17 protein-coding genes are annotated in these 25,972 nt (G+C 48.6%); 14 read left to right on the top strand and 3 right to left on the bottom strand.

The window, feature by feature from the left end; all coding sequences use genetic code 11:
* Positions 1-48: 48 nt before the first annotated feature.
* From AC1DWN_RS02840 to AC1DWN_RS02805, 8 genes are all read left to right on the top strand, one after another.
* On the top strand, positions 49-1,671 hold the full coding sequence (locus AC1DWN_RS02840; protein WP_477557427.1) for an extracellular solute-binding protein: 1,623 nt from the start codon (positions 49-51) through the stop codon (positions 1,669-1,671).
* A gap of 76 nt (positions 1,672-1,747) precedes the next feature.
* Positions 1,748-4,105 (top strand): hypothetical protein, encoded by a 2,358-nt coding sequence (locus tag AC1DWN_RS02835; protein ID WP_477557426.1) that lies wholly within the window; start codon positions 1,748-1,750, stop codon positions 4,103-4,105.
* A complete protein-coding gene (locus AC1DWN_RS02830) occupies positions 4,102-7,566 on the top strand; it encodes an endo-alpha-N-acetylgalactosaminidase family protein (RefSeq protein WP_477557425.1) in 3,465 nt (1,154 codons plus the stop codon). Before AC1DWN_RS02835 ends, AC1DWN_RS02830 begins: the two co-directional genes overlap by 4 nt.
* On the top strand, positions 7,559-8,572 hold the full coding sequence (locus AC1DWN_RS02825; RefSeq protein WP_477557424.1) for an asparaginase: 1,014 nt from the start codon (positions 7,559-7,561) through the stop codon (positions 8,570-8,572). Before AC1DWN_RS02830 ends, AC1DWN_RS02825 begins: the two co-directional genes overlap by 8 nt.
* Before the next feature lie 47 nt (positions 8,573-8,619).
* A complete protein-coding gene (locus AC1DWN_RS02820) occupies positions 8,620-9,912 on the top strand; it encodes an alpha-L-fucosidase (RefSeq protein ID WP_477557423.1) in 1,293 nt (430 codons plus the stop codon).
* Between the two features lie 38 nt (positions 9,913-9,950).
* A complete protein-coding gene (locus AC1DWN_RS02815; RefSeq protein WP_477557422.1) occupies positions 9,951-11,210 on the top strand; it encodes an alpha-L-fucosidase in 1,260 nt (419 codons plus the stop codon).
* A 293-nt stretch (positions 11,211-11,503) separates the two neighbouring features.
* Positions 11,504-12,484, top strand: a complete 981-nt coding sequence (locus AC1DWN_RS02810) for an aldo/keto reductase (RefSeq protein WP_477557421.1) — start codon at positions 11,504-11,506, stop codon at positions 12,482-12,484.
* A gap of 96 nt (positions 12,485-12,580) precedes the next feature.
* Positions 12,581-12,805, top strand: coding sequence for a hypothetical protein (locus tag AC1DWN_RS02805; protein ID WP_477557420.1), 225 nt, complete (start codon positions 12,581-12,583; stop codon positions 12,803-12,805).
* Between the two features lie 154 nt (positions 12,806-12,959).
* Here AC1DWN_RS02805 and AC1DWN_RS02800 read toward each other — a convergent pair whose 3' ends face one another.
* Positions 12,960-14,075, bottom strand: coding sequence for a glycoside hydrolase family 88 protein (locus AC1DWN_RS02800; protein ID WP_477557419.1), 1,116 nt, complete (start codon positions 14,073-14,075; stop codon positions 12,960-12,962).
* A 141-nt stretch (positions 14,076-14,216) separates the two neighbouring features.
* Here AC1DWN_RS02800 and AC1DWN_RS02795 point away from each other — a divergent pair, with 141 nt between their 5' ends.
* On the top strand, positions 14,217-15,080 hold the full coding sequence (locus AC1DWN_RS02795) for an AraC family transcriptional regulator (protein WP_477557418.1): 864 nt from the start codon (positions 14,217-14,219) through the stop codon (positions 15,078-15,080).
* A 39-nt stretch (positions 15,081-15,119) separates the two neighbouring features.
* Here AC1DWN_RS02795 and AC1DWN_RS02790 read toward each other — a convergent pair whose 3' ends face one another.
* Positions 15,120-15,959, bottom strand: coding sequence for a helix-turn-helix domain-containing protein (locus AC1DWN_RS02790; RefSeq protein WP_477557417.1), 840 nt, complete (start codon positions 15,957-15,959; stop codon positions 15,120-15,122).
* Positions 15,960-16,102: 143 nt separating this feature from the next.
* Here AC1DWN_RS02790 and AC1DWN_RS02785 point away from each other — a divergent pair, with 143 nt between their 5' ends.
* Positions 16,103-16,888 (top strand): sugar phosphate isomerase/epimerase family protein, encoded by a 786-nt coding sequence (locus AC1DWN_RS02785; protein WP_477557416.1) that lies wholly within the window; start codon positions 16,103-16,105, stop codon positions 16,886-16,888.
* Positions 16,889-17,009: 121 nt separating this feature from the next.
* Here AC1DWN_RS02785 and AC1DWN_RS02780 read toward each other — a convergent pair whose 3' ends face one another.
* Positions 17,010-18,032 (bottom strand): LacI family DNA-binding transcriptional regulator, encoded by a 1,023-nt coding sequence (locus AC1DWN_RS02780; protein WP_477557415.1) that lies wholly within the window; start codon positions 18,030-18,032, stop codon positions 17,010-17,012.
* Between the two features lie 161 nt (positions 18,033-18,193).
* Between AC1DWN_RS02780 and AC1DWN_RS02775 the strand changes: the two genes are divergently transcribed.
* The 4 genes from AC1DWN_RS02775 (at position 18,194) to AC1DWN_RS02760 (ending at position 25,814) form a co-directional block, all read left to right on the top strand.
* Positions 18,194-19,549 carry an FAD-dependent oxidoreductase gene (locus AC1DWN_RS02775; protein ID WP_477557414.1) on the top strand — a complete coding sequence of 452 codons (1,356 nt, stop codon included), beginning with the start codon at positions 18,194-18,196 and terminating at the stop codon, positions 19,547-19,549.
* A 178-nt stretch (positions 19,550-19,727) separates the two neighbouring features.
* Positions 19,728-21,506, top strand: a complete 1,779-nt coding sequence (locus AC1DWN_RS02770) for a cache domain-containing sensor histidine kinase (RefSeq protein ID WP_477557413.1) — start codon at positions 19,728-19,730, stop codon at positions 21,504-21,506.
* Positions 21,494-22,231, top strand: a complete 738-nt coding sequence (locus tag AC1DWN_RS02765; protein ID WP_477557412.1) for a response regulator transcription factor — start codon at positions 21,494-21,496, stop codon at positions 22,229-22,231. The genes AC1DWN_RS02770 and AC1DWN_RS02765 overlap by 13 nt, the downstream gene beginning before the upstream one ends.
* A gap of 277 nt (positions 22,232-22,508) precedes the next feature.
* Positions 22,509-25,814, top strand: a complete 3,306-nt coding sequence (locus AC1DWN_RS02760) for a discoidin domain-containing protein (RefSeq protein WP_477557411.1) — start codon at positions 22,509-22,511, stop codon at positions 25,812-25,814.
* Positions 25,815-25,972 lie beyond the last annotated feature (158 nt).

Below are 25,972 nucleotides of genomic sequence, written 5' to 3'. Positions count from 1 at the left end.
GAGCCCATGATAGAATATACGAATTAATAGGGGAAGGGTTGATTTAAGATGAAAAAAGAGTTGAAGAGGATCGTTTTCGGAGGTGCGAGCTTTGCTCTTCTTGCTGGTCTTTTGGCAGGATGTGGCGGCAACGATACAAATAATGGAGGTTCAGGTTCAACTCCGCCGGTTGGAAATGAATCGGGGTCCACATCGACTGAGGAGAAACCGGATCACTTGACTTTCTGGGCGCATTTTCCAGAGCAAAACAAAGTGGATTCTCCAGGGATTACTGTAATTGCAAAGAAATTTAACGCCGAAATTGAGCTCGTTCCGACTAGTCACGAGACATACAAAGAAGATGTGAACTTGAAAATTGCCTCGGGCAACATTCCGGATTGGATAAAGGAGCCAGCGGCTACAGATTATTTGACGTTTGTTGATCAAGGGGTCGTTGCGGAAATTCCACAAGACTTGATTGAGAAACATATGCCGAAATATGTAGAATGGATCAAACGGTTTATTGACAAAGATGACCCTTTCAAATATGTTCGTGTAGATGGAAAAATTTATGGCTTACCGACGATTTGGGATATCGGTATCGATGGACAACAGCTTGGATTCCGTGAAGATTGGCTGAAGAAGGTCGGTATTAACAAAATTCCGGAAACGCTCGAAGAAGAGGAAGCAGCTTTGACGAAATTCCGCAACGACGATCCTGACGGCAATGGCAAGAAGGATACTTATGGCTTGACTGCTCATTCGGAAGGAGTGGAATCACTGTTCAGCTCCGTATTCGGAGCCTATGATGCTTACCCTGGTATCTTCCGTGAGAAAGACGGCAAAATTGTTCGCGGAGAAATCGAATCTGGTGCCAAGGAAGCACTGACTACGCTCAACCGCTGGTACAAAAACGAATTGATCGATCCTGAGTTCGTTGTCAACAAGGGCAATAATTTTGAAGATAAAATGATAACGGGTAAAGCCGGTGCAGCAGATTACTACTGGTGGGTTTATTATCCGGGCGCTTCATTCCTCGGAGGCGAAAGTTGGTATGATAAAATCCGCAAAGACATCCCGGACTTCAAGTTTTTGACGACAGGTGGTATTAAAGGACCGGATGGTAAATACGGTATTTCGCAATCTTCGCCTGCTTCCGCGACGGGGGTTATGTTCGGTAAGCAGCTTGCAGACGATCAACAAAAAATGATTAAGTATATGCAAATTTTCGAAGCGTCGCAATTCGATCCGGAAACCTACGAGCTTCTCAACTTCGGTGTTAAAGACACGCATTGGAAATTGAACGATCATGGCATCGTAGAGCGCATAGCTCCTTATGACAATGAAGAAGAACGAAAAAAAATCGGAGTCCAAGGCGGGTACTCGATGTCTGGATCATTTAACGACTATGATTTCCAAACATCTTATACCGCTGACGTTAGTCTGCAGCCAATTGCGAAAGAAGCAAGAGCGAAGGGCGTAAAAGTATTCGACATTCTAACTGCTTATCAGAAGCCTGTCTATGATGAATATAAAGAGCAGCTTTCTCAGTTCACCTTGCAGTCTTATATCGATTTCATCACAGGCAAGAAGCCAATCAGCGACTTCGACAAATTCGTTGAAGACTGGAAGAAAAATGGCGGAAACAAAGTGTTGGAAGAAGCTCAGCAAGTTTACGACAAAAACAAATAATAATGAGTTCATGAAGCATACACGGACATCGGAGTTTTCGGTGTCCGTTATGCACATTTTTGAGGGGGAATGGATCATGCAAATAAGCGCTGGCCACATCATAATCGTACTGAACGAAAGAGGAGAAATATCCAGTTTAACTGACAAAACTTCAAACAAAAATTACATGGATACGACGCAAGCTTCACCATTTATCCGAATCGTCACGAACGGACTAATTGAACAGCCTTCATCCGCTCAATTTAACGATGGAGATGGAACGGCCATTTTTCATTTCGGAGACAGTGGGGCTAACATTGAAGTGGGATTTATCTGCAAAGAGAAATATATGACGTTTGAAGTAAAGAGCGTCGCCGGTGCTGAAGTTGAAGCGGTACTTTGGGGACCGTTCGCGACAACGATTGCCGGTTCGGTCGGTGAGTCTGTCGGTGTTGTACACGATGGTGGGTTTGCTGTCGGTATTCAATCATTAAATTGGAAAACGATCGGTGGCTGGCCTATTGAGCTTAAGAAACTTGAATACGCCAATCAACCATTTGAAGATAGTAAGTTCGAATACGATAAATGTACAGCTTGGCCGACAAACGGAGGCAGCCTGTTGCAGGCCTATTCGCGAAATCGAACGTTGAGCGCGCGGAGGCCTGTTTGGAACTTAAATGAAGTTGAAGTACCAGCGCTTAGCGGTGCCGATGCAGAGATAGCAGGTTCGAAAATTGCACTATTCGGTTGTACGGCGAGCGATGTGCTTGGAACAATTGAAGAAATAGAGCTTGGAGAAGGTTTACCGCATCCGATGATCGAAGGCGTCTGGGGCAAGGTATCGCCAGCGGCTAACCAGTCCTATTTGATCACCGATTTTTCTGAAGCGTCAATCGATGAAGCAGTGCGTTACACGAAGCAGGCGGGGCTGAAGTATGTGTATCATCCCGATCCGTTCTCCGAATGGGGACATTTCGTGCTGAAGCCGCGCAGCTTCCCCAGCGGTGACGAGGGAATGAGTGCTTGTGTCGCGCAGGCCGATAAGGAAGGTGTTCATGTCGGGGTTCATACGTTGTCTAATTTCACGACATTAAATGATTCGTATGTGACACCGGTGCCGGATAGACGGCTGCAGACGAGTGGCTCCGCTCGATTAGCCAAGTCGATCTCGGCGGAGGCGATAGAAGTAACTGTGGACGACCCGGAGCCGTTCCGGGCTAGTTTGTTTCGGCATACGGCGATGATCGGCAGCGAATTGATCGAGTACGAAAGCGTTTCATCTGCTGCGCCGTGGACATTGCTCGGCGTCAAGCGCGGTGCCAACGGCACATCTGCTGCCGCATATGAGCAGGGTTCGGAAATTGGCCGGGTGTGGGATCATCCTTATGATGTGTTTTTCCCGAATCTGGAGTTGCAGGATGAATATAGCGAGCGCATTGCCGAGCTATTACGGGAGACGGGAGTTAAGCAAATTTCGTTCGATGGACTGGAAGGCTGCTATGCGACGGGCCAAGATGACTACGGGGTAAATCGCTTTGTTCAGCTATGCTATGACAGCTGGGGTGAAGAGGTTATCAACGATGCGAGCATCGTCGTTCCGAATTACTCATGGCATATGTTTACACGCTTCAATTGGGGAGAGCCGTGGGGCGTAGCGACGCGTGATGGGCAGCTAGAATGGCGGCTAAGCAATCAACGTTATTTCGAGCGGAACTTTATTCCACCGATGCTCGGATGGTTTCTCGTACGCTCGGCTTCTGATCAGTTTGAAGCGACGACACCAGATGAAATTGAATGGGTACTGTCCAAGGCGGCAGGCTTCAACGCTGGCTTCGCTCTCGTGGCTGATATGGCGGTATTGCTGCGGAACGGTAATAGTGAAGCGCTGCTTGAAACGGTTAATCAATGGGAGACGGCTCGGCAGGCTGGAGCGTTTACTCCGGAACAAAGAGAGCAGATGCGAGATCCGAAGAGCGACTGGCAATTGGAAACTACCGGGGAAGGAAGCTGGAGCCTGTACCCTGTTAACATTTCAAAACCGCTTGTTTGCAACCCAGAGGAGCTGCAGCCTGGACAGCCTGGTGGCGCGGATTGGGCATTCTATAACAAGTTCTCAGAGCAGCCGCTGCGGTTCTGCATGCGCGTAGCACCGTCATACGGCAACGATGACGCTTCGGTTAAACGGCCGACGTTCTATACGAACGGGGAATATATGACGTTCGACACAGAAGTGCGAGCGAACCAATACCTCGTTTGCGATGGAGATCGTACCGGGAAAATCTATGATTTGAACTGGAATTTGCTCGAAACGGTTCAAGCTTCCGCTGATGCGCCTGTCGTGCGAAAAGGCGGAGCAACGTTATCGTTTAGCTGCAAGTTCGTAGGAGATCCGAAACCGGCGGTGAGCGTCAAGGTGTTTACTCGGGGCGAGCCCCAAGCTGCGGGCAAAGTATGATGGAGACTTTAAGTAATTACCGAATCGCGTTCGGTGATGGAATATGGGGAAAAGAGAAGGACACATACATCTTGGAGGCGAACGGCTCCGATACAGTAGTCATCTCGGAAAACGGTACGATCTTAAGCGACGGAGAGCTGGCGTTTACAATGACGCCGCTCAACCCCTCGGGGAGAGTCGGCGCAGTGATCCGTTATACAGCGCCGGACAGCTGGATATTCATTGGCTGCGACACACCGATGGACCCTTTTGGAAGAAGTACGTGGATATGGGCTATGCCTTGCGGAAAGCAAGGCGTACTGTTTAAATCCGATCCTTTGTACGAAGGGAAATCCTATCGCGTCGAGCTCCGATATACGGGAACCGTCCTAACTATTTCATTGAATGGTTATCCGACTTATCATGGCGACATACCGGAATGGAAGACGGAAGCGGGGGTCAATGGTTTTCGCGTATGGAGTAATGAAGAGGGTGAAGACGGCCGAGCTCGTCTTAGCGAAGTAATGGTGAATGTCCTGGATGACATATATCTATCAGATTACTCGGTACAGGACGAAAATTTGACGGTGCCTACTTGGACTTTGTCGTCAGAGCTGTTGGAAGTTGTGATGGATGCTTCCTTTCCGCGTGTGCTTCAATATCGTTGGAGAGCGAATGGAGCTCTCCTATATGGTCAAGAAGATCGGCTTGTCTATGTCGATCTGAATGGGGAGCGACAAACGCCAACTGTTATTCCGACTTTACCGTCTAAGGATAAAGCGGCGTACCGACTTGTTTTCACGCAGATTCAGGTTGAAATGGTTGTCTCCTTCACCCTTTTAGAATCAGTGCTGGAAATGAAAATTACCGATATTCAGGAAGTCGGCTTATTCCGTATCCGCACAATCGAGTTCCCCAATCATGGGCTTATTTCCGTTCGCGACACGCAGGAAGAGGCGTGTTTGGCAACCGCTAAAGGGATTAAGGGCGATGAGTTTGCAAGCATTTCCGAGCTCAGAACGTCAGCTGCGCCTTCCTATCGCGCGATTGCAATCGTGAACACGAAGCAATTAGCTGCGAGTGTGGTCGGTAACGTGTTGGAAAATCGCAGACGCCTGTGCGTTCAAACCGTACAGCGGAATGGATACAAACGGACAGCTGTCTGGAACGCATATTGGACCTATCGAGGACCCGATATGGAAGTGATCGGCGAGCCATGGTCCAAAATTGTCATTACGGACGATAGAAACGGTGATAGAATCGTAGATTGGCAGGACGGTGCGATTGCCRTTCGTGAGGTGCTGCCGCCGATTGCCGGGTCAGAAGCGCTGCGGAGCAGCTACGCGCATATCGCTATGAATTTTGGCAGCATGGCGCAATTTCCGTTTCTCCGCATCTTGAACAATATTAAGAAGTTTTACTTATATACCGATGGGTTTGGCCAGATGATCGAGTTGAAAGGCTATCAAAGTGAAGGCCACGACAGCGGGCATCCCGATTACGGCAACAATTTCAACGAGCGGGCTGGCGGTTTGAAGGATCTAAACATTCTTGCTGATCGGGCTAGCGATTTTGGAGCGGTCATCGGCGTTCACATCAATCATAGTGAAGCTTATCCGGAGGCGCGTACGTACTCGGACTCTTTTATAACGACAACGCCAGGGTGGAAATGGCTGGATCAGTCTTATTATATCGATCGGGAAAAAGATATTTTATCGGGAGAGTTCGATCAGCGCTTGGATGAATTGAGAGCTAATGCGCCTAATCTCGGTTTTGTATATGTAGATACCTATCGCGATGAGCACTATGCAGCATGGCGCTTAGTCCGGAAGCTGCGAGGCAATGGCTGGACGATCTGGACAGAGGAAGCTGACGCGCTCGATTCAGATGCCGTATGGACGCACGATTCCACTGGAGACAGTCGTATTTCTCGGTTTATCCGCCATCAGGACAAGGATGCTTATGCTGAGGATGTGCTGCTCAAAGGCGGATACGACCGCCATGGTGATAACGGGTTTATGGGTTGGCAGCGAGAGCGGGATTTAACGGCTGTTGTTCGCGCTTTTTTCACAAAGCAGCTTCCGTATCGTTACCTGATGCACTTCGCTATCCTGAAATGGAAGGACTCGGAAGAGGCTATTCTGGAAGGAGGCGTCTCCTCCAAGCTAGAGGAAGGCGTTGCTGTTATTCGCAAGAACCATCGTATAATCGCAGAAGGAGATACGGTCTTTATTCCATGGGATCCGATTGGTGAGACGAAAATTTACCATTGGAACGCTAAGGGAGGAGAAAGCACTTGGCTTCTTCCAGAAAGCTGGCCAGAAGACGGGACAATCAAGCTCTATCGGTTAACGAATTTAGGCCGGGTATATGTCCGTGATGTACAGGTTAGCTCTGGCACGGTCACAGTAGAAGCAGAGGCAAATATGCCTTATGTACTCTATAAGACAGTTGCGCCTCCTGTTCCAGACATCAAGTGGGGAGAGGGCAGTCCGGTGAAGGATATGGGCTTCGACAGTCACAGTTTCAACTGGTGGTCGAAAACATCATTGTCTGACAATACGGACCATATCGAGATTCCGGAAACGAGCTACGGTCAATCGTACCTGCAAATAAGCGGCAATGACGGAGCCGATGCTCGGGTATATCAGACGCTTTCAGGTCTGGAGAGAGGGAAATCCTATTCCGCTTCGGTATGGGTGGAAGTGTCTGAGGGGAGAAAGGCATCGATCAGCATAGACGGCTACGGAGGACCGGAAAAGATACGATCCATTAACCGTACGGCGTTCATCAACTGCGATGCAGATTCGGATAAGCGGGGAACGTATTATCAGCGGCTGCAAATTCGATTTGATATACCGGATTCAGAAGGCGAGCTTTCGCCTGTTCTATCCCTCGCTGCGGAAAGAGGGGAGCACAGTTCCTAYGTACATTTCGATGATGTTCGTGTTAAAGAAGTGAGTAAGACGATTCAAACGGATCATGATTATTACGAAAATTTTGAGAATGTGGATGAAGGCTGGGGTCCGTTCGTCAGCGCTAGCTTCAAAGTTGGCAAAACGCATCTCGCACAACGTCATGAGGGATATACGGAGGATACAATCGAAGGAGAATGGTCGTTCAAAACGATGGATGAGGTTTCTGGTGAACTGATCAGAACTTTGCCATCTACTCTGGAGCTGCTGCCTAATAGGAAGTACCGGTTGTCATTCGAATACAAAACAGAAGAGGAAGCCCAATATTCGGTTTCCGTGAGGACATCGGATGGAGGCGCTTCGCAGGAAGTGTTTAATGAACCGCTCCATAAGGGACTGCAGCGGTTTTCAACGGAGCTGTTGACTGGACCCTATACGGATTATTATTTCGCCATCGTGAGAAATAACGTTAATAAAGGTTTCTTGGTAATCGATGGTTTCACTGTCGATCAAATCTCGTTGCAATCAATCGATGGTGGGTCGGAAGGAGAAATGCCAAATGTCTGAAGCTGCTAAAAATTTGGTAGAGGAGTATCGGGGGGGCCATCTGGAAAATGTGCATCAAGGTCATATTTGCGGCGTTGATGTAGATGGGGYCAGATACGGTACGGGCAATGTAAACCATTCAACTTTTTTACGGTCTTCAGGGAAGCCAATACAGGCGCTTCCCGCCCTTTTGCACGGCACAAACGTCGCTTTTGACTTGTCGGAGAAGGAGACGGTCATTATGGCCGGTTCCCACCGTGCCGAACCATTCCATGTCGCCGCATTGGAATCGATGATGGACAAAATAGGTATTGATGAGGATCAGCTAGTGTGTATGCCCACCTATCCACTGAGCATAGCGGCAAGGGATCAGTTGATCGCGACTGGAATGCCGAAACGCCGCATTTACCATAATTGCTCTGGCAAGCATCTAGGCATCTTATCGCTTTGCAAGCATAAAGGATATGACTTGTCCGGATACACGGACACTAATCATCCGGCTCAACGGGAAATCGTTGCTGTGCTGGCCTATTTGGCGGATATGTTAGAAAAGGACATCGTACTAGGTGTCGACGGCTGTGGATGTCCGGTATTTGCTATACCGCTTGACCGTCTTGCGATGGTATATTTAAAGCTGGCACGACCGGAAATAATTGGCGATGCTGACATTCGAAGGGCAGTTCTGATCATTACTGATCTTATGAACCGTCATTTCGAAATGGTGTCCGGAACGGACCTCATTTGCTCAACTCTGTTGATGGATGACAATATTGTCGCCAAAGGGGGCGCGAAAGGCGTCTATTGCTTTGGTTTGAGGAACGAAGGGCTTGGCTTTGCTCTTAAAGTAATGGACGGTTCTGAAGAAGAGTGGCCGTTGATTGTTGCTTCGATTCTCGAACAGATCGATTATTCCAGGCAGGATACGATTAATCGGCTTCGAGCTTTAGCACCAGCAGAAATTCTCAACGATAATGGCGTTGTTGCCGGTTACAACCAAGCGGTTTTTCAATTGCGTAAATACGAATAAGCTACACTAGAATCCAATTTTAACAAAAGAGGAGGGGAGCGACTAAGATGAATGAAGTATGGGAGAGAACCGAATGGTTTCGTCAGGATCGATTCGGTATGTTCATCCACTGGGGCTTATACTCCATTCCGGCTCGAGGGGAATGGGTCAGAAGTTTTGAGCGTATTTCAAATGAAGGCTATCAAAAGTACTTTGAACAGTTTGATCCGACGAGGTACAACCCCCGTGAATGGGCCAAGATTGCCAAGGCGGCAGGGCAGAAGTATGCGGTTCTGACGACTAAACATCACGATGGCTTCTGTCTGTACGATAGCGAGCTGACAGATTATAAGGCGACGAATACATCGGCCGGTCGCGATTTGGTTCGTGAATATGTCGATGCATTCCGTGAGGCTGGCATCAAAGTAGGTTTATATTATTCGATCATAGATTGGCATCATGAGCATTATCCGGCTTTCGGCGATCGTATTCATCCGATGCGGGACAACGAATCGTTCCGTGACAAGGAAATTGACTTCGACCTCTATCTCACATACATGCACGGTCAGATTCGTGAGCTGCTGACCAACTATGGGAAAATCGACATCATGTGGTTCGACTTCTCCTACGATGAGATGACTGGCGAGAAATGGAAAGCGACCGAGTTAATGCAAATGATTCGAGAGCTTCAACCAGACATTATTATCGATAACCGTCTTGGCGGCAATATCAAATCGGCAACACCCGAAATTTATGCAGGGGACTTCTACTCACCAGAACAGATTCTACCGCCGGGTGGTATTGTGAATGAAGTCGGAGAACAGGTACCGTGGGAAGCTTGCATTACATTGAACGATAATTGGGGTTATCACGCACGCGACCAGCTGTACAAATCGCCGCGATCGGTCGTGCGCTCTCTAGTAGAATGCGTGAGCAAGAACGGAAATCTACTGTTGAATGTTGGTCCCGATGCGAAAGGCGAAATTCCGACACCAACCATTGATATTTTGGATGAGGTGGGTGAATGGATGCGGAAAAACGGTGATAGTATTTACGGTTGCGGGGCAGCCCAATTGCCCAAGCCAGAATGGGGCCGTTATACGCAAAGAGGCAATAAACTTTATGCTCACGTATTCGACCGTGGCGTAGGTCCGCTTTATTTGGAAGGACTTAAAGGGAAGATTAAACATGCGATCTTGCTTGCAGACGGCAGTGAGCTGAAGGTTGAGGTTCCTTGGATGGCTGATCATTATGGYGACACGGCTACAGGAGCATTCATCAGCCTCGCCGGAGGAGAACTGCCGGACGAGCTGGACACGGTTATCGAGCTTCAGCTAATTGAAGAGGTACTTGAAGCGTAATCTTAAAATAGTGAATAGAGAGCGAGGCGATTTTTCTCATGATAACAGATCAAAAGCTAGTGCCTGCAGCAAAGCAGCTTGAATATCAGGATTGGGAATTTGGATTGTTTTTACACTTTGGTCTAAGAACTTTTTATGAAGGTTACGCTGATTTCGATGAAAGGGCTATGACACCAACTTCTTTCAATCCAGTGAATTTGGATTGTGAGCAATGGATCCGGACAGCTAAGGAAGCCGGAATGGAATATGCGGTTCTTACGGCTAAGCATCATGATGGATTTTCTAATTGGCCGTCCAAGTACAGTCAATTCTCAGTAGAAGCATCCCCTTGGAAGGACGGAAAAGGAGATGTCGTACGGGAATATGTAGACGCTTGCCGCAAGTATGGCGTGAAGCCGGGATTGTATTATTCACCTTATGACGGTTCTGCTAATTTCTATACGCAGGATGCAAAGGCATATGATGACTACTTTGTGAATCAAATTACCGAGCTGCTTACCGATTATGGCGACATCGACATTCTTTGGTTCGACGGCTGCGGCTCTGAGGAACATCAATACGATTGGGACAGAATAATCGGTGTAATACGTCGATTGCAGCCGAACATATTAATTTTTAACATGGGAGATCCGGATTTCCGCTGGGTTGGGAATGAGGATGGTGTAGCACCGAGTCCTTGCTGGAATGTCGTCGATTCAACCGAATTCTCGATATTGACAGAGGAGAAGGAAAAGCTCGACAGTCAGCTTTGGCTGCCGGCAGAATGCGACGTTCAAATGCGTCAAAACAGCATCAGCTGGTTTTACAGTGACGAAGATGAGCATATGGTCAAAAGCGTTGACGAGCTAATGGGGCTTTATTACCTCTCCGTCGGTCGTGGAACAAATTTGCTGCTTAATATTGGGCCGAATCGCGAAGGATTGTTCCCTCAGAAAGACTTGGAGAGCCTACAAGCATTCGGAGAAGAAGTTCGCAGACGGTTCGGAAATCCAATTGCGACACTTGCAGATTGTGCTGTGGATGAGCTGAAATGGTCGTATACACCGAAAGAAGCACATTTAGTCGATCATATTGTGATTCAAGAAGATTTAACGAATGGCGAAAGCGTTCGTAAGTTCGCCGTCTCGATCATAACGGCGAAATCCCGCCGTCCGATCACAGTATTTGAAGGCACAAATATTGGTCATAAGGCAATCATCCGAATTCCTACAGTGAAGATTTCTGGGGTAATTGTAGAAATTCTAGAAGCTGATGGAGTGCCTGCAATTCGTGATCTGTCGTTCCATTATGCAGGATAATCGAGTCTCCTAGTATAGGGTAATACGTCTATAATAATGATGAAGTCCGGGTACTCCGATTATGGAGTAACCCGGATTTTTTCAACTAAAATCAAAGGGATTGTGTGGAGATTGTCGAAACAATAGACATGATGTCAAAAAGGAAAATTGCACTTATTACTGTCCTATTTTTGGTTATAATACAGATCGGCGATTGAAGCAAATTTATGGTAAGGGACTACAAATCAGTAGTGTTGTGGATCAGGGAACTACGGTTGCCTTTACCATACCGAAAGCTAAAGGAGATGACCATTATGCAGTATAGACGGCTTGGCAACAGCGGATTAAAAGTATCTCTATTAGGACTAGGGACGAATTCCTTCGGTAAACGAGCGGACTTCGAGTCTACCCGGCAAATTATTCACCGTGCTTTAGATAAAGGGATTAACTTTATTGATACAGCTAATATATATGCGGGCACTGAATCAGAGAAAATGATTGGAAAGCTGCTTGGAGGCCATCGTCATAACGTTGTGTTGGCAACAAAAGCAGGCTTAGTTAAGGGGACGGGGATTAATGAAAGCGGCTCGTCCCGCTATCATTTGCAGACGGAGCTGGAAAGCAGTCTTAAACGACTACAAACAGATTATGTCGACCTTTATCAAATTCATACATTCGATCCTCATACTCCTCTTGAGGAAACATTGCGAACGCTAGAGGATATGGTACGCTCGGGGAAAGTGCGCTACATCGGCGCTTCAAATTACTATGCGTGGGAGCTGATGAAGGCGCTCGGACTCAGTGATCGTCTGGGGTTAAATCGGTTTGTTTCTACACAAGTCAGCTATTCCCTAGCTGATCGCACGCCTGAGAACGAGCTTGTTCCGATGTGTATCGATCAAGGAGTCGGCATAATTCCATACTTCCCATTAGCCGGCGGAATCCTGTCGGGGAAATACAGCTCACAAGAAAGAGCTCCAGAAGGCTCGAGAGCGCAAACCGATCCTAACTTCGGTAGATTTATTAATGATAAGTCGATTGCATTAGGAGAGGAAGTCGTCAAAATAGCGAATAAGCTCGGTTGCACGGCGAGCGTACTTTCACTGGCATGGCTGATGCAAAATCCTGTTGTCTCAACCGTCATTGTAGGTGCTACGAGCGAACATCAGGTTGAAGAAAACCTAAAAAGTATAGCATTGCAGCTTGAACCAGAGGTTTTGAAGGAGCTTGATTTGATAAGCAATGGCTATCGTTTTGGGGAACCATTCGCGGTTTATCGTTTACCAAAGCCTTAAATTCCGAGGATAACGATTTTGTGAATAGGCAGGTCAAAATCAGTGAATTCGAGGCATATAATAAGAGCGAGAAAGAACAGGATTGGAGATGGGAATATGACCTGGGGTTATGCTGTGCGTTGTCTCTCCGTCGGATTTCTCTTCGGAATTTTTGCAATCGGATTTCTTCCGTTTCTTGTTATTATGGGATGGGCCGAGATATTCAATGTGATCGAGCTCGAAACATCGCCGATGTTTTTATTTTTTGGCAAATTGATTAGCAAGCCGAGTACAACATCGAAGAGAGATAGGGTACAGGAAACAGATAAGCTTGAACAATGATTTACCATACCTAATGAGACAATCCCAAATATGTAATGAGAAAGCCTCCAAAACTTCAGTGAGAGTTGTGATGGAGGCTATATTTTCTTATGCTTCGTATTGCATAGTGGGCAAAGATCAAAAAATGACTCTAAAATAAACAGCATGAGGCAGGCTAAAAGATCCGAYGGCTCCAGCCGTTAAGCTTGGCGAATGCCTCCACGAAGTAGTAGTCTCCGTATATAAGCGATACGTTGATGTTGGCGTTCTCAGGCTTATGTCCGGTGCCTTGGAGAAGAATCGCTTCATGGTCCGGATTGTCCCAGGTCACATAATTCTCGCTAAGTGAATAAAGGATTCTCTCGGCAGCCGCGTTATAGATCCGGCGTTCCGCGGATGGAACCAGTTCAGCAAGTTCGAGCAGACCGGATGCTGCGATGGCGGCAGCGGAAGTATCGCGCGGCTCGTTTTCTATGTTTTCTACGCGGAAATCCCAATACGGCACATAGTCTTCCGGCAAGGCGGCGACAAAGTAATGCGCTACCCGCTTGGCCGCGTGCAAGTAACGCTCAAGTCCGGTGCATCGATAAGCAATCGCGAGGCCATGAAGCGCCCAGGCATTGCCTCGACTCCACGCCGAGGAGCCAGAAAAGCCTTGACCGCCCAGCGATTCTATAAACGCGCCTGTCTCCGGATCAAAAGATAAAATATGACATACCGAGCCGTCCTCGCGAATGGCGTAACGGAGGAAGGTGTCCGCGTGACGTATCGCGATATGCTTGTAACGCGGGTCGCCGGTCGTGCGACTTGCCCAGAACAACAGGGGGATATTCATCATGCAATCAACAATGGCCCAGCCGAGCGCCCCTTGCCCATTCCACGCACGAATAAACTCGCCATTCACGTTGAAGCGGCCCGCGAGGAAGTTTGCCGCCTCCAAGCCGATTCGCAGACCTTCCTGATCGCCCGTTAATTCGTATTTGATGACAGCAGTCGGCAGAAACTGAAAGCCGACATCGTGATGCAATTGTACGGGATGCTCGCAGAAGCAGCGCTCCAGCTTGGCGTCCCATTCCCAAGCGGCTGCCTTGAATGACTCTTTCCCTGTTGCATCATGCATAACCCAGAGCAGACCGGGCCAGAAGCCGGACGTCCACCAGTTATCGTCTGTGCTGTCATAGATGCCGTTGGCTTTTGCCACATGTGGCGTTTTATCTCCAATTTGGTTTATCATGCGCTCTACCTTTTCGGTTAATTGCGCCAATATTTTTTCTTTGTATGCCTGATTCATTTTGTAGTAAGCCTCCTCGTTGACCCGTGATTGTGGTTAAGCTGCTTGCTATCATTATAGTCTCTGACAAATGGGCAAAGTTACGCTACAATGGTTAAAAATGTTGTTCTGTTGACTTGTTGAAATGAAGGGGTGCAGTCAGTGAAGGGGACGCTGTTTCAGGAAATGGACTACGGGGGGCTGTCTTTTCTTTGGTCATACCGCAACTGGTCGCAGCAAGATTTCGAGGGGTATTACCATTGGCATCGAGGCTTCGAGGTGCTGGCTGTGCATCAGGGACACGGCTCGGTTACCGTCAATCAGAAGACGTACGAGCTTAAGCCCGGCATGCTGTTTTATTTCAAACCCTATCAGTTGCATAGTGTTTATGCGGAAGTGGATGAAAGCCGGCCGTATGAACGCAGCGTCTTTCATTTCGACCCTGTATTTATGAAGGGCTACTTAAGGACGTTTCCGGCTCTTTATGATGTCTATAAACGAATGCTTCAAGGGCTTATCTCTTTGCAGGGCATAGATATGATCGATTGCAATGAAGAGTTGAATGCAGCTTGCTCCGCATTCCAGAATAGCTTGCTCGCTTCCTCCGCCAGCAGCAAGGACGAGCAGAGCGCGCTTTATTTGTTAAACATGTTGTCGTTAATTAAACGAAAGGTTATTCCGGGGCCCAAGCAGGAGGAGCATATGAAGCCGATTCGCCAATCGGAACATGTTATGGCATGGATTGAAAATCATTACGGGGAGCCCTTTCAGCTGGAGCTGCTTGCGGACGAGCTCCATATGTCAAAATCTTATTTGTCCCGGCTGTTTCGGCAAGAGACGGGTAGCAGCATTACGGGCTATTTGACAGCCCGCAGAATGCAGCAGGCTTGCAGTTTGCTTCAAACGACGAACAAATCCGTAGAAGTGATCGGTGAGCAGGTAGGGTTTACGAGCACCTCTTATTTTATTAGCCTGTTCAAACGGATTATGGGCGTTTCTCCGCATCAATACCGCCTGAGACTGTAGCGGAGAGCAGCGGTAATATAATAAGATGCTTCGTTCCAATTAAGGATTCTCTACCTTGCGAAGCTGGTTCCGAACGCGGTATTTGCTTGGACTGGCGTGAAAATGAGCCCGGAAGGCGCGACTGAAATAAGGGTAGCTGTGAAACCCGGAGGCTTCGGCGATATCCTCCAGTTTCATGTCGCTGTACAGAATTTTCTCCGAGGCAATAGACAGCCTGATCTCGATGACATAACGAATTGGAGATTGCCCGAACGCTTGCTTGAACAAGTGGGAGGCTGTCGATACGCTAATGCCATAACGTTCGGCGATATGGGTCAGCGTCAGTGGCTCGGTAGCATGCTTCTCCAAATACTGCTTCATTTTGTAAGGAATGTTGAGCTCCGGCTTGGAGGCCGCCGCCGTCTGCATCCTTACATGCCTCTCGATAGTTAGACATAAAACTTTGATCAAAGCGTCCATCATTTCCGTATTATCCCCGTGAATATTCCGCTTCTCATAGATCAGTTTTCTCCACAATGCCAAGAAGTCTTCCGCCGTATCCAGATGTACCTTGCTTGGAAAATCGTTCCGGCTGCACCACTGCTGAACCCATGCTCCGCTGCAGGATAAGTAGTAATCGGCGCTCTCAATTGGCTGAGAGGCGTCGGCGTCTTTATCTGCCTCAACCACTAACCGGTAGTATTCCCCTGGCTTGCGGATGATCAGATCGCCGGGCTGCACAACATGAGTCTCATCGTTAATCTCGACATGGCATGTCCCTTTTACCTGGAAGCGCAGGAGCAAGCGATTGTCGGCTGTGCCCTTTTGCAAGGAGCCGGTGAATGGAGAAGTGTGATGAGAATAACCGATCAACAGGCAATCGATCCACGATGCGTTCATTATTTGCTGCCACCTCCAAGTGAGTAAACTATTTCTACTATCATAAATGTTGCAAAATAAGTCAACAAGCAGAGAATCGGATATTCACTTCTAAATCAGTTGTCACTATACTGGGGATTAATTAAGTGAAGGGAGATGGTAGTTTGTTGAAGGATAAGATTGCGGTTCAATTGTATACGCTTCGCGAGGAATGCCAAGCAGATTTCCCGGGAGTTCTTCGTGAAATAAGTCAAATTGGCTATGGCGGTGTACAGTTTGCGGGTTTTCAAGGCTATGATCCGCAGGAACTCAAAGCGGTTTTGGACGAAGTTGGATTGAAGACCGCGGGTATGCATGTTGGTTTCCATGACATTGTTGCGAACACAGGCAAAGTGGTCTCGGATGCCAGATTGTTCGGCACACGGGATATTATTTGCCCGAGTATTCCCTCTGAGCTGCGAAATGAAGGCGGATATAAACAACTGAAGAAAGATTTGAACGGTATTGCGAAGCAGCTGAAGGGCGAAGGTTTTCGAATCAGCTATCACAATCATGCTTTTGAATTTGAAACGGTGATAGAGGGGCAGGACGCGCTTTCGTACTTGCTTGAGGCTGCTGTAGACAATGAAATCCTCGCAGAGCTGGATGTATACTGGCTTCAGAAGGGTGGTTTTGAGCCAGCATCATTCTTCAAGCCATATGCGGACAGGATGCCGATTGTCCATATGAAGGATATGACCGCAGACGGTGAGCAGGCATTTGCGGAAATCGGTACAGGATTGATTGAATTCGAACCGATTATTCGCTGGGGAGAGGAGAACGGAGTCGAGTGGTACGTAGTAGAACAGGATGTTTGCAGAACAGAACCGATGGGCTGCGTGCAAACTAGCTTTACCAATCTATATCATTTAATGTCAAATCTGCAACCGAATCTGTTCGGTGAAGCCTGAGAACGCGACTGCCGAAAAGGCGCACCTCAGTGAGCCGCGAATCGAACAATCGGAATAGCTTTGCTGACTTTTTTTGTAGAGAGAGGACAGCTCGTCCGAACATCAAACCATCCGGCGCTTCTCAGTTGAAGCTCCGGATGGTTTGCCCGTTATGGAAAAGGCCGGCAATACGGATATGCTCGCAGGGCTCGCTCTGGTTGGCGAGGCGCCACAGCATTTTGTCAGCCGCTTTATATCCGGTCTCCCTGATTAGAAGCTGGGGGCGGCTTAAATGCGGCAGCGCCGCCACCGGTCCGTTGGCCAAGCCGACTAGGGAGATGTCCTCCGGGATGCGATAGCCGAGGGAGGTAAGGTTGTCGTACAGCCTTACGATATCTTCATCGATGCCGGCAATGATTGCTGTTGGTTGGCCGCTGCGCAGCTTTTCGATCAGCATGCACTCGTCCCAAACGTCGGTTATTTGCAGTTCTGCGTCATGATCCAACTGAAGCTCACTCATCATTTCCTCAAACGCCTGCCATCTTCTTGTATACCCTCGCTGGCTGTGAATATCTCCTACGTACATAATACGGGTATGGCCAAGCTGCGCGAGCCGGTCCACGGCCATGCAGACGGCTTCGAACACATCCCAGATTACGCTGTCGATTCGGGAAAGCGGTCTCGGATAATTAATCAGCACCTTGGGTAAAGGCAGCTCGAACAGCTTGCGTTCCGTGGAGTCTGAGAGCAGCCGAGGGGCAATGAACAGACCGTCCGCCGTCGGCAAATTGCGCTGCTCCATCCAGCCCGAGAATGCGTGATCCGGCACATCCTCATCCAGCACATAGCATTCCAGTCGATGCTCCAATTGATCGAGCCTCTCTCTTAACCCCTCTGTCAACAATATGTTGTAATTCATAGATTGCCGGGATTGTATCAATACAAATCGAAATTGGAAGGTAGGATAGGGCGTGATGCCGCGGCTGACCATCTCACGTGCCTGAGATACAGTCAAATAGCCGCGTATGAAGGCTGTTCGGGTAATACGGCTCCGCGTTTCCTCGGACATGCCGGCTCGTCCGCTCAGCGCTTTGGATATGGTCTGAATCGAAAGACCAAGTTCTTTGGAAAGATCGTGCAGAGTAATCGATTTACGAGTCCCCAATTTCAAAACCGCCTTCCTCATTTCTCCGTGTGGTTAGGGGATGCGAACGTAAAGCTATCGTCCACGCTAACGCTTGACAGCTCYATTTTAAACTAAAGTTAAACTACTTTAGAAGTCCCCCGGCTCCTATAATGAAAATACTTTCAGAGGAGGGGTTAAGCATGAGAAAAATAGAGACGGATATTGTAGTATGCGGCGGAGGGCCGGCGGGGATCAATGCGGCGCTGGCAGCTGGAAGAAGCGGGGCGCGAACGCTGCTGATTGAACGATACGGTTTTCTTGGCGGCATGTCGACTATAGCTCTGGTCTATCCATGGATGACCTTTCACACGATGGATGGAAAGCAGGTCATTGCCGGAACGGCGCAGGAAATTGTAGACCGCTTGATGGCCGAGGGAGCTTCGCCCGGTCACGTTCGCGATACGGTAGGTTTTGTAAAGACGATCACCCCTTATGATCCTGAAGTGTATAAGGTGTTAATCATCGATATGCTGCGCGAGGCGGGCGTGAAGGTGCTGCTGCACAGCTTCATGGACGAAGTGCAGACCAGGGACGGCCTCATTGAAACGGTACGATTGGCTACCAAGTCCGGGAAATACGAAATTTCGGCGAAGCAGTTCATCGATGCTACAGGGGACGCCGATCTGGCCTATCTGTCAGGCGCGCCGTGCTTGCAGGGACGCGACAGCGACAATTTGACGCAGCCGATGACGATGAAGTTCCGAATGAGAGGCGTTGATCTGGCGAAGGTAAAACGGTATATGATCGAGCATCCGGACGAGTTTTACAAGAAGACGCCTTTCGATGAGCTGGAGGAACTGCCATTATCCGGCGTATTGGGTTACTTCAAGCATTGGAAGGAGGCTGACTTGCCCATTAACAGAGACCAGGTCCTGTTCTTCACAGGTCCGGGACCGGACGAGGTGCTTGTCAATACGACTCGTGTTCAAGGGCTGGACGGAACTGAACTGGAGGATTTGACGGAAGGAGAGGTGCAGGGTAGGAAGCAGGTGCGCATGGTCGCGGATTTCATGACCCGCTGCTTGCCAGGCTTCGAGAACGCTTCTATCTCTTCGGTCGGAGCGCAAATCGGCATACGCGAGAGCCGAAGAATAGACGGCTGCTATTCACTCCAGGTACAGGATGTTGTAGAAGGACGCGCGTTCGACGATTGCATTGCACGAAGCGGCTATCCCATCGACATTCACGATCCGTCCGGCAAGGGCGTACAGGCCGCATGGGTCCAGGGAGACGGGGCATACGATATTCCTTACCGCTGTTTGCTGCCGAAGCGGATTGACAATCTGCTCGTGGCAGGCCGCTGCATCTCGACGACGCATGAGGCGCTGGCAACAACGCGTCTGACACCTAGCTGCATGGCGACGGGACAGGCTGCGGGTACGGCGGCAGCAATTGCATGGGAGCAGGGTATATCACCGGGAAAAATAGACATTGGACAGCTGCAGGAGCGGCTAGTTCATAACGGCGCGCTGCTGCGCAGCGGGCAGACTGTATAGCGCGTATCCGCCAGCGAGATAACTGCCAAATTCAATTGAAGAAATAATTGGAACATGTTAGACTTTTTCATTAGGTCGCCTCGTATCGGAAGTTTGTTGAAAAACAAACATTCTACCGGATGAGCGGCCTTTTTCACCATGTGTTTGCGCTTACTATCTGTCAGGAGGAATTGGTGAAATGAAGCGGTATATTTCGATACGAGCCAAATTTATTACCATGTTCGTTCTGCTTATCACCATTCCATTCCTGATAAGCGGAATCAGCACTTACAATAAATTTGCGGAGGAAACCGAAAAAAACTCCAGGGCGTACTCTATGCAAATTATGAATCAAGTGAAAATTAATTTGGAAAATACGATAAAAGACGCGGACAGAATAACTGTGGCTCCCTTGTATAACGAAGACGTGCTGCGTATTTTGGAGAAGCACAGTTATGAAGAACTAGGCGAAGAGAAGCTTATTCCATCGGCGGAAATTACCAAAATGGCAAGAGTAGCGTCTTCGCTCACATTGGACCAGCCCGGAATTGAACKAATGATCTTTTTCACCCGCGACGGCATTATGTACAGCGTCGAAGAAAAACTGACGCAGCGTTATTGGAACGAGAAAGGGAATAGCTGGATGCAGGAGGTGCTGGATGCGGAAGGAAGGCTTGTCATTATCGAACCTCACGAGACGACTTATTACAAACGATCGGAGCGGGTTATTTCCGCTGCCAGAGCATTGAATCACCCTGCAACGGGCCAAAGCATCGGAGTCGTCAAAATTGATTTTAACATGAAAGAGCTCGAAGCGTTATTGTCAGAAGTATGGTTGAGTGACAACAGCCAATTTTACTTGACAAAGGATAACGGCGAGCTGTTATTTCCGGATGAATCGGTTAATTTTCCGGATACCGGTCCGGGGGACGGAACGATAGATTGGAACGGCCAGACTTATCTGTACACAACCATGCACTCCAAATCAACGAAAGTGAATATTCACGGACTTATCCCGATGGCCGATTTGCAACAGGGCGGCAAGGAAATCGTCGGATTTACGATCCTCATTTCAGTCATATCGCTTATCATTGCCTATTTGCTTGCGATCATTACGTCAGAGCGGCTGGTCAGGCCGATCCGTTATCTTCAGTCGCGCATGCGGCGGGTAAAGGACGGGGCTTTCAGCGAACGGGCAGATTTAAGCTTGATGAATCGCGATGAAATCGGGCAATTGGCCCAGGGTTTCAATCTGATGGTGACGGAAGTGGAGCGGCTGGTCAAGGAGGTATATGAAACGAAACTGCGCGAACGCGAAGCCGAGCTGTCGGCTTTGCAAAGCCAGATTAATCCACATTTTCTGTACAACACGTTGGAATTGGTAAGCATGCAGGCGCTGAAGGAGAGAAATCTCGAAATCAGCGACATTGTTGCCAGCTTGGGAAAAATGCTGAGATACACGGTTGACAAGCAGGAACGGCCGGTGCAATTGAAGGAGGAGATACGGTTCGTTAACGCTTATTTGCAAATTCAGTTATCCAGGCATAGCGAGAAGCTGAGTTCGAAAATGTATGTGGATCCGTCCTTCGAATCTTGTCTTGTACCAAAGCTGCTGCTTCAGCCGCTGGTTGAGAATGCATTAGAGCACGGAATGGGGAATAGCGGATTAACGATAACGATCAGGGCATCCGTGCTGGATCAGGATTTGCTCCTGACTGTACAGGATAATGGGGTGGGGATGCCGCCGCAACGTTTATATGAGGTTCGAGAGCAGATGTTGTGCAAGCCGGAGCGGGACGGCAGCCGTCCAAAGTTTGGAGATACGCTTAAAGGCTATGCCATCAAAAATATTCACCATCGCATTCAACTGCTTTATGGCGTGGAATACGGCTTAAGCGTGGTGAGCGATGAGGCTTCCGGAACACTATGGAGAATCCGGCTGCCATTACGATGGGGGGAATTGGAATGTACAATGTGATGCTGGTAGAAGACGAGAAGAAAATTCAAGAAGGGTTAAAGAAAATGATCGAGGAAGTGATCGGCAGCTACAAGGTAACCGCAGAAGCGGAGCACGGTTTCGCTGCGCTGGAGTTTCTCAGAATGCAATCGGTAGATTTGCTGATTACGGATATCCGTATGCCCCAGATGAACGGAATCGAGTTATTGCGGCATGTCCGGGGGCTGTATCCCGACCTTCCCGTATTAATCATCAGCGGGCATGAAGATTTTACTTATGCCAAGGCGGCGATGCGTCACAATGCGTCGGATTACATCCTGAAGCCGGTGGACCGGATTGAGCTTTCCCATTTTCTATTGAATTTGAAAGCGCGGCTGGACCGCGAGCGGGCGGTAGAGACGCCTAACGCCGAAGCGGCCCATGAAGATCTGACGATTCGAAGAGTGAAGGAACTAGTCGTCTCTTGTCTGGATCAGGATGTTTCACTTCAATTCATCGCGGAGCAGGTACATTTGAATCATCAATATTTATCTACGTTATTTAAAGTGAAGACCGGACAAAATTATTCTGATTATGTGACGGCCTGCCGGATGAGTAAGGCCAGGGAGCTGTTGACCCATACACATCTGAAAATATACGAGATCGCCAACCTTTGCGGCTATGCCAGCGCCAATCACTTTATGGCCGTGTTCCGGCAGCATTGCGGAGTGAAGCCTACTGAATATAGAAAAAGGCCGCTGGGTTAAGGGCGGTCAGATCATTGAGCACAAAACAAAACAAATGCTATGAATATCGTAGTTTTTCTCGAAAAATCGTTGTTTTTCACTGATAGGCTGACTTGTATACTTATTGTTAAGCGCTTCCAATTGGTGCAGAGACTTTATGTATTGCGACAGAATGATTACATTCGGATGTTCGGGAGGTGTAAGTGAAAGCTTGGGTTGGGTTGTGATGGTAGCGCTTACAAATCAACTGCAAGAGAAGAACAAATGAAATAACATGAAAAAAAGGATGTGATGGATAATGACTAGTCTTACAAAAAGATCTACAGTGTTATTATTAATCCTGAGTATGCTGTTCATGGGTTTGATGGGCTCGAGCCGCGTGCAGGCCGAAGCCGATGCGGAGTCTGCAAACCGAATCATATTCGAGGAATTCGAGAACGGCGCTCCGGATGAGTTTGTTCTCGATTCCGATATGGACACCTGGAGCGCCACGGCGCGCAATTTGACTCCGGAGACGGCGTACTCCTTTAATGAGGTGATCGTATCCACACCGGCACTTAGCGGAGATTCAGCAACCCCGCTAACGATCGCGGGTTATCGGGCCAGCGGCAGCGATTCCAATATTCCGGAATATGTCATTGATAGCGATATTCAGACAAGGTGGTCGGCGTATGATGACGGGCAATGGATCGAACTGGATCTGGGATCGGAACAGCTGATTTCTTATCTGGGAGTCGCTTTCTACCGAGGAGACAATCGCAGCAAGACCATTGATATCGAGGTTTCGAACGACCAGACCAACTGGACCCGCGTATACAGCGGCGACAGCAGCGGCACGACGATCCAGGTTGAAGCCTTTGGTTTTGAAACCGTCTCCGCCCGTTATGTACGGGTTGTCGGGCGCGGAGTAAGCGAATGGACAAGCATTTCGGAAATTCAGGTTTACCCTCCCCATGTGGACGGGTTTATATTAAGTGAAGTGGAGATTCCGCCAACGGGACCGGATCCAGATTCCCCAATTCCGACAAAGGCAGGTCTCTATTATGCGGATGGCACTCCACATGTGCCGCATGAGGCTCAGACAGTGACCGGCTCTACGTATAATGTCCTGGACTTCGGCGCCGATCCTGCCGACAACGGATTAGATGACGCTCAAGCTATCCGGGCTGCACTGGCTGCAGCTGCGATTGGGGACGAAGTGTATATTCCGAACGGACACTATCAATTAACGAGCACAGATAAGGATGGAGTTACCCATTTCATTATGAAATCCGGCGTGCAGGTGCGCGGCGAGAGCCAGGCTGGCGTTCTGCTGGTCTCCGACCATGCTAACGAACAGAAAGAATATGCTACGGTTGAAGGCATCGTATTCCGCATGGCCGGAAAAAACAATATTAAGATCAGCAATATGACGATTACGTCCAGCTGGGACTTAAATTATTCAACAAATACGTCGGTTGCGAATCCGGATCGGGGCGGACCTAAGCAAGTGATCATGATTACCTCCTCTTCCGGCAAACCGTCCTATAACATTACGCTGGACGGACTGACGATCGAGAAGTTTCAACGGATCGGCGTTGTAATAACGAACAGTCATGATGTTATCGTGGAAAATTCGCTTTTTCGCAACGCGACGGACTTAGCCGAGGGCGGAAACGGATACGGCGTTTCCATCGAAGGCAAGTCTAAGGAAAGCCGACTAGGCAGAGAGGACGACTCTCGTTTCAATGTCGTTCGCAACAACGAGTTTATCGGTCCCTATCTGCGTCACGGAACGATGGCGCATTCTTATACACATAACAATCTCATAGAAAACAACTACTACTTGAACTCGGCATTAGACGCTATCGATTTCCACGGAGAAGACGAGTATATGAATGAAGTAAGCGATAACCATATCGTTGGCGGCGGCGAAGCGGCTGTCGGCGTCGGCAATCCGGGCGCTACGCATGATGCCGCTGGACCAGGCAATTACATTCATAACAATTTAATCGAGAATGTGAAACGGTATGGGGTACAGGTGTATTTGGGATCTCCCGATACAATTATCGAGAATAATACCATTACCGGATTTACGAACGCGGGGAGCCAGGGAATACGTCTGAAAAATGCGCCCGGAACGATTGTGAAGGGCAATCAGATCGTGAACAATACGGCATCCGACTTCTGGGGTATAATTGCCATGAAAGACGACGGCGATCCGACCAACGCTGGGAACGGCGCAGGCATACCCGAGAATATTGTCATTCAGGACAATCATGTTACGGGGAATACGAATGGCGTAATGATCTCACACGGCACGAATATTCTTCTCTTCGGCAATGAGATCAGCGGAAATACCGGGATGGATTATGAGAATCAAGTGGTGGTTTCCGAACTGATACCGGCAACCAGGGCGGCAAGCGTACAGCAAAATGCTCAGAACGCCCCGGTTGCGAATCTCTTACAGATTAAAGGCGGAAAAGGTAGCGAATCGGTGAGAAGCTATCAGCAATTCGATCTGAATTCCATTGAAGGCAAGCTGGCTACCGCATGGCTCTACGTGTATGGACAAGCGCTGGAGAGCCCTGCTGGAGAGACGGGAGCTGCAACTTCTCTCTATGCAGTGGATAGCAATGACTGGGACAGTGATACAATGCAATGGAATACGTACCAGTCTCCGCCAGAGCTTGGTCAGAAGCTCTCGACTGTGCAGCTGAATAATAAAGGCAAGTACGACTGGTATGTATTCGATGCGACTGTGCTCGTGCAAGAACGTCTGGATGGCGATCGGACGATATCGCTTGCTTATGCCCAGAATGCCGATCAAACCGGTTACTTGACGCATCTATACAATGGATCCGACTCCAGCTATAGGCCTTACCTGCGGGTTGAAACTTACCCTCCCGTCGAACTTGCGGCCGTAGCGGTAACGGCGGATCGTTCGCAGCTGGTGCCGGGCATGACTACCCAACTGCATGTGACCGGCACATACAATACAGGATCGGACGTTTCGTTGGAAAATGCGGACATATCTTTCATAAGTCTGACGCCGGATCTAGTGACTGTTGATAATACGGGCGTGGTTACCGCGCTTCAAGCTGGAGAAGCAACATTGYAGGCAACTGTCGTCTTGGATGGCGTTGCTCGCACTGGAACGTTCGTTCTTAATGTAACCAATAATCTGGTGATTATTGCTCAGTTGTCAGTCGACTCCACGCTGGGTACAAATACAAAAGATAGAGTGCTTGACGGAAGCTTGGAAACCCGGTGGATATCAAACGGCTCCCAAACGCCTTATCTGATGCTGGACTGGACAACGGAGCAAACGATCAACCAAGTGAAGCTATGGAGCGGACATGTGTCGGTTATAGGTTCGGCCAACTGGCATGTCAGAGATTTTGATCTGCAGATCTTGGAAGACGGAGAATGGAAGACGATAGCCGAAGTCCGAGATAATGATCAGGACGCTTTTTTGGGTCAGTATACGACGTTGAATTTGGAAAACCCCGTCGTGACGACTGCCTTGCGCTTCCATTTTGTCCGTCCGTCATGGGGCAATGGCAATTCGAATGATATGATGGCCAGAATCAATGAGGTGTTTGTCGGCTTCGTCAACGATTAGGAACCATCTCGGCCTAAGTCCTTGTCACGCGGGCTTAGGCCGAAGTTCTGTTATACAGCTGGTTCTATTAAAGTACTCGAATTTACATAGTTTTTCTCGATTTCGTGTTATATTTTCTGGAAGCCATCAAATCTATACTAGTAATAGAAAGCGATTAC

It is taken from the genome of Paenibacillus sp. P4_A7, from assembly GCF_056402455.1.
Note: the sequence above shows the minus strand (reverse complement) of the source record. Positions and strands in the feature narration are given on the sequence as shown.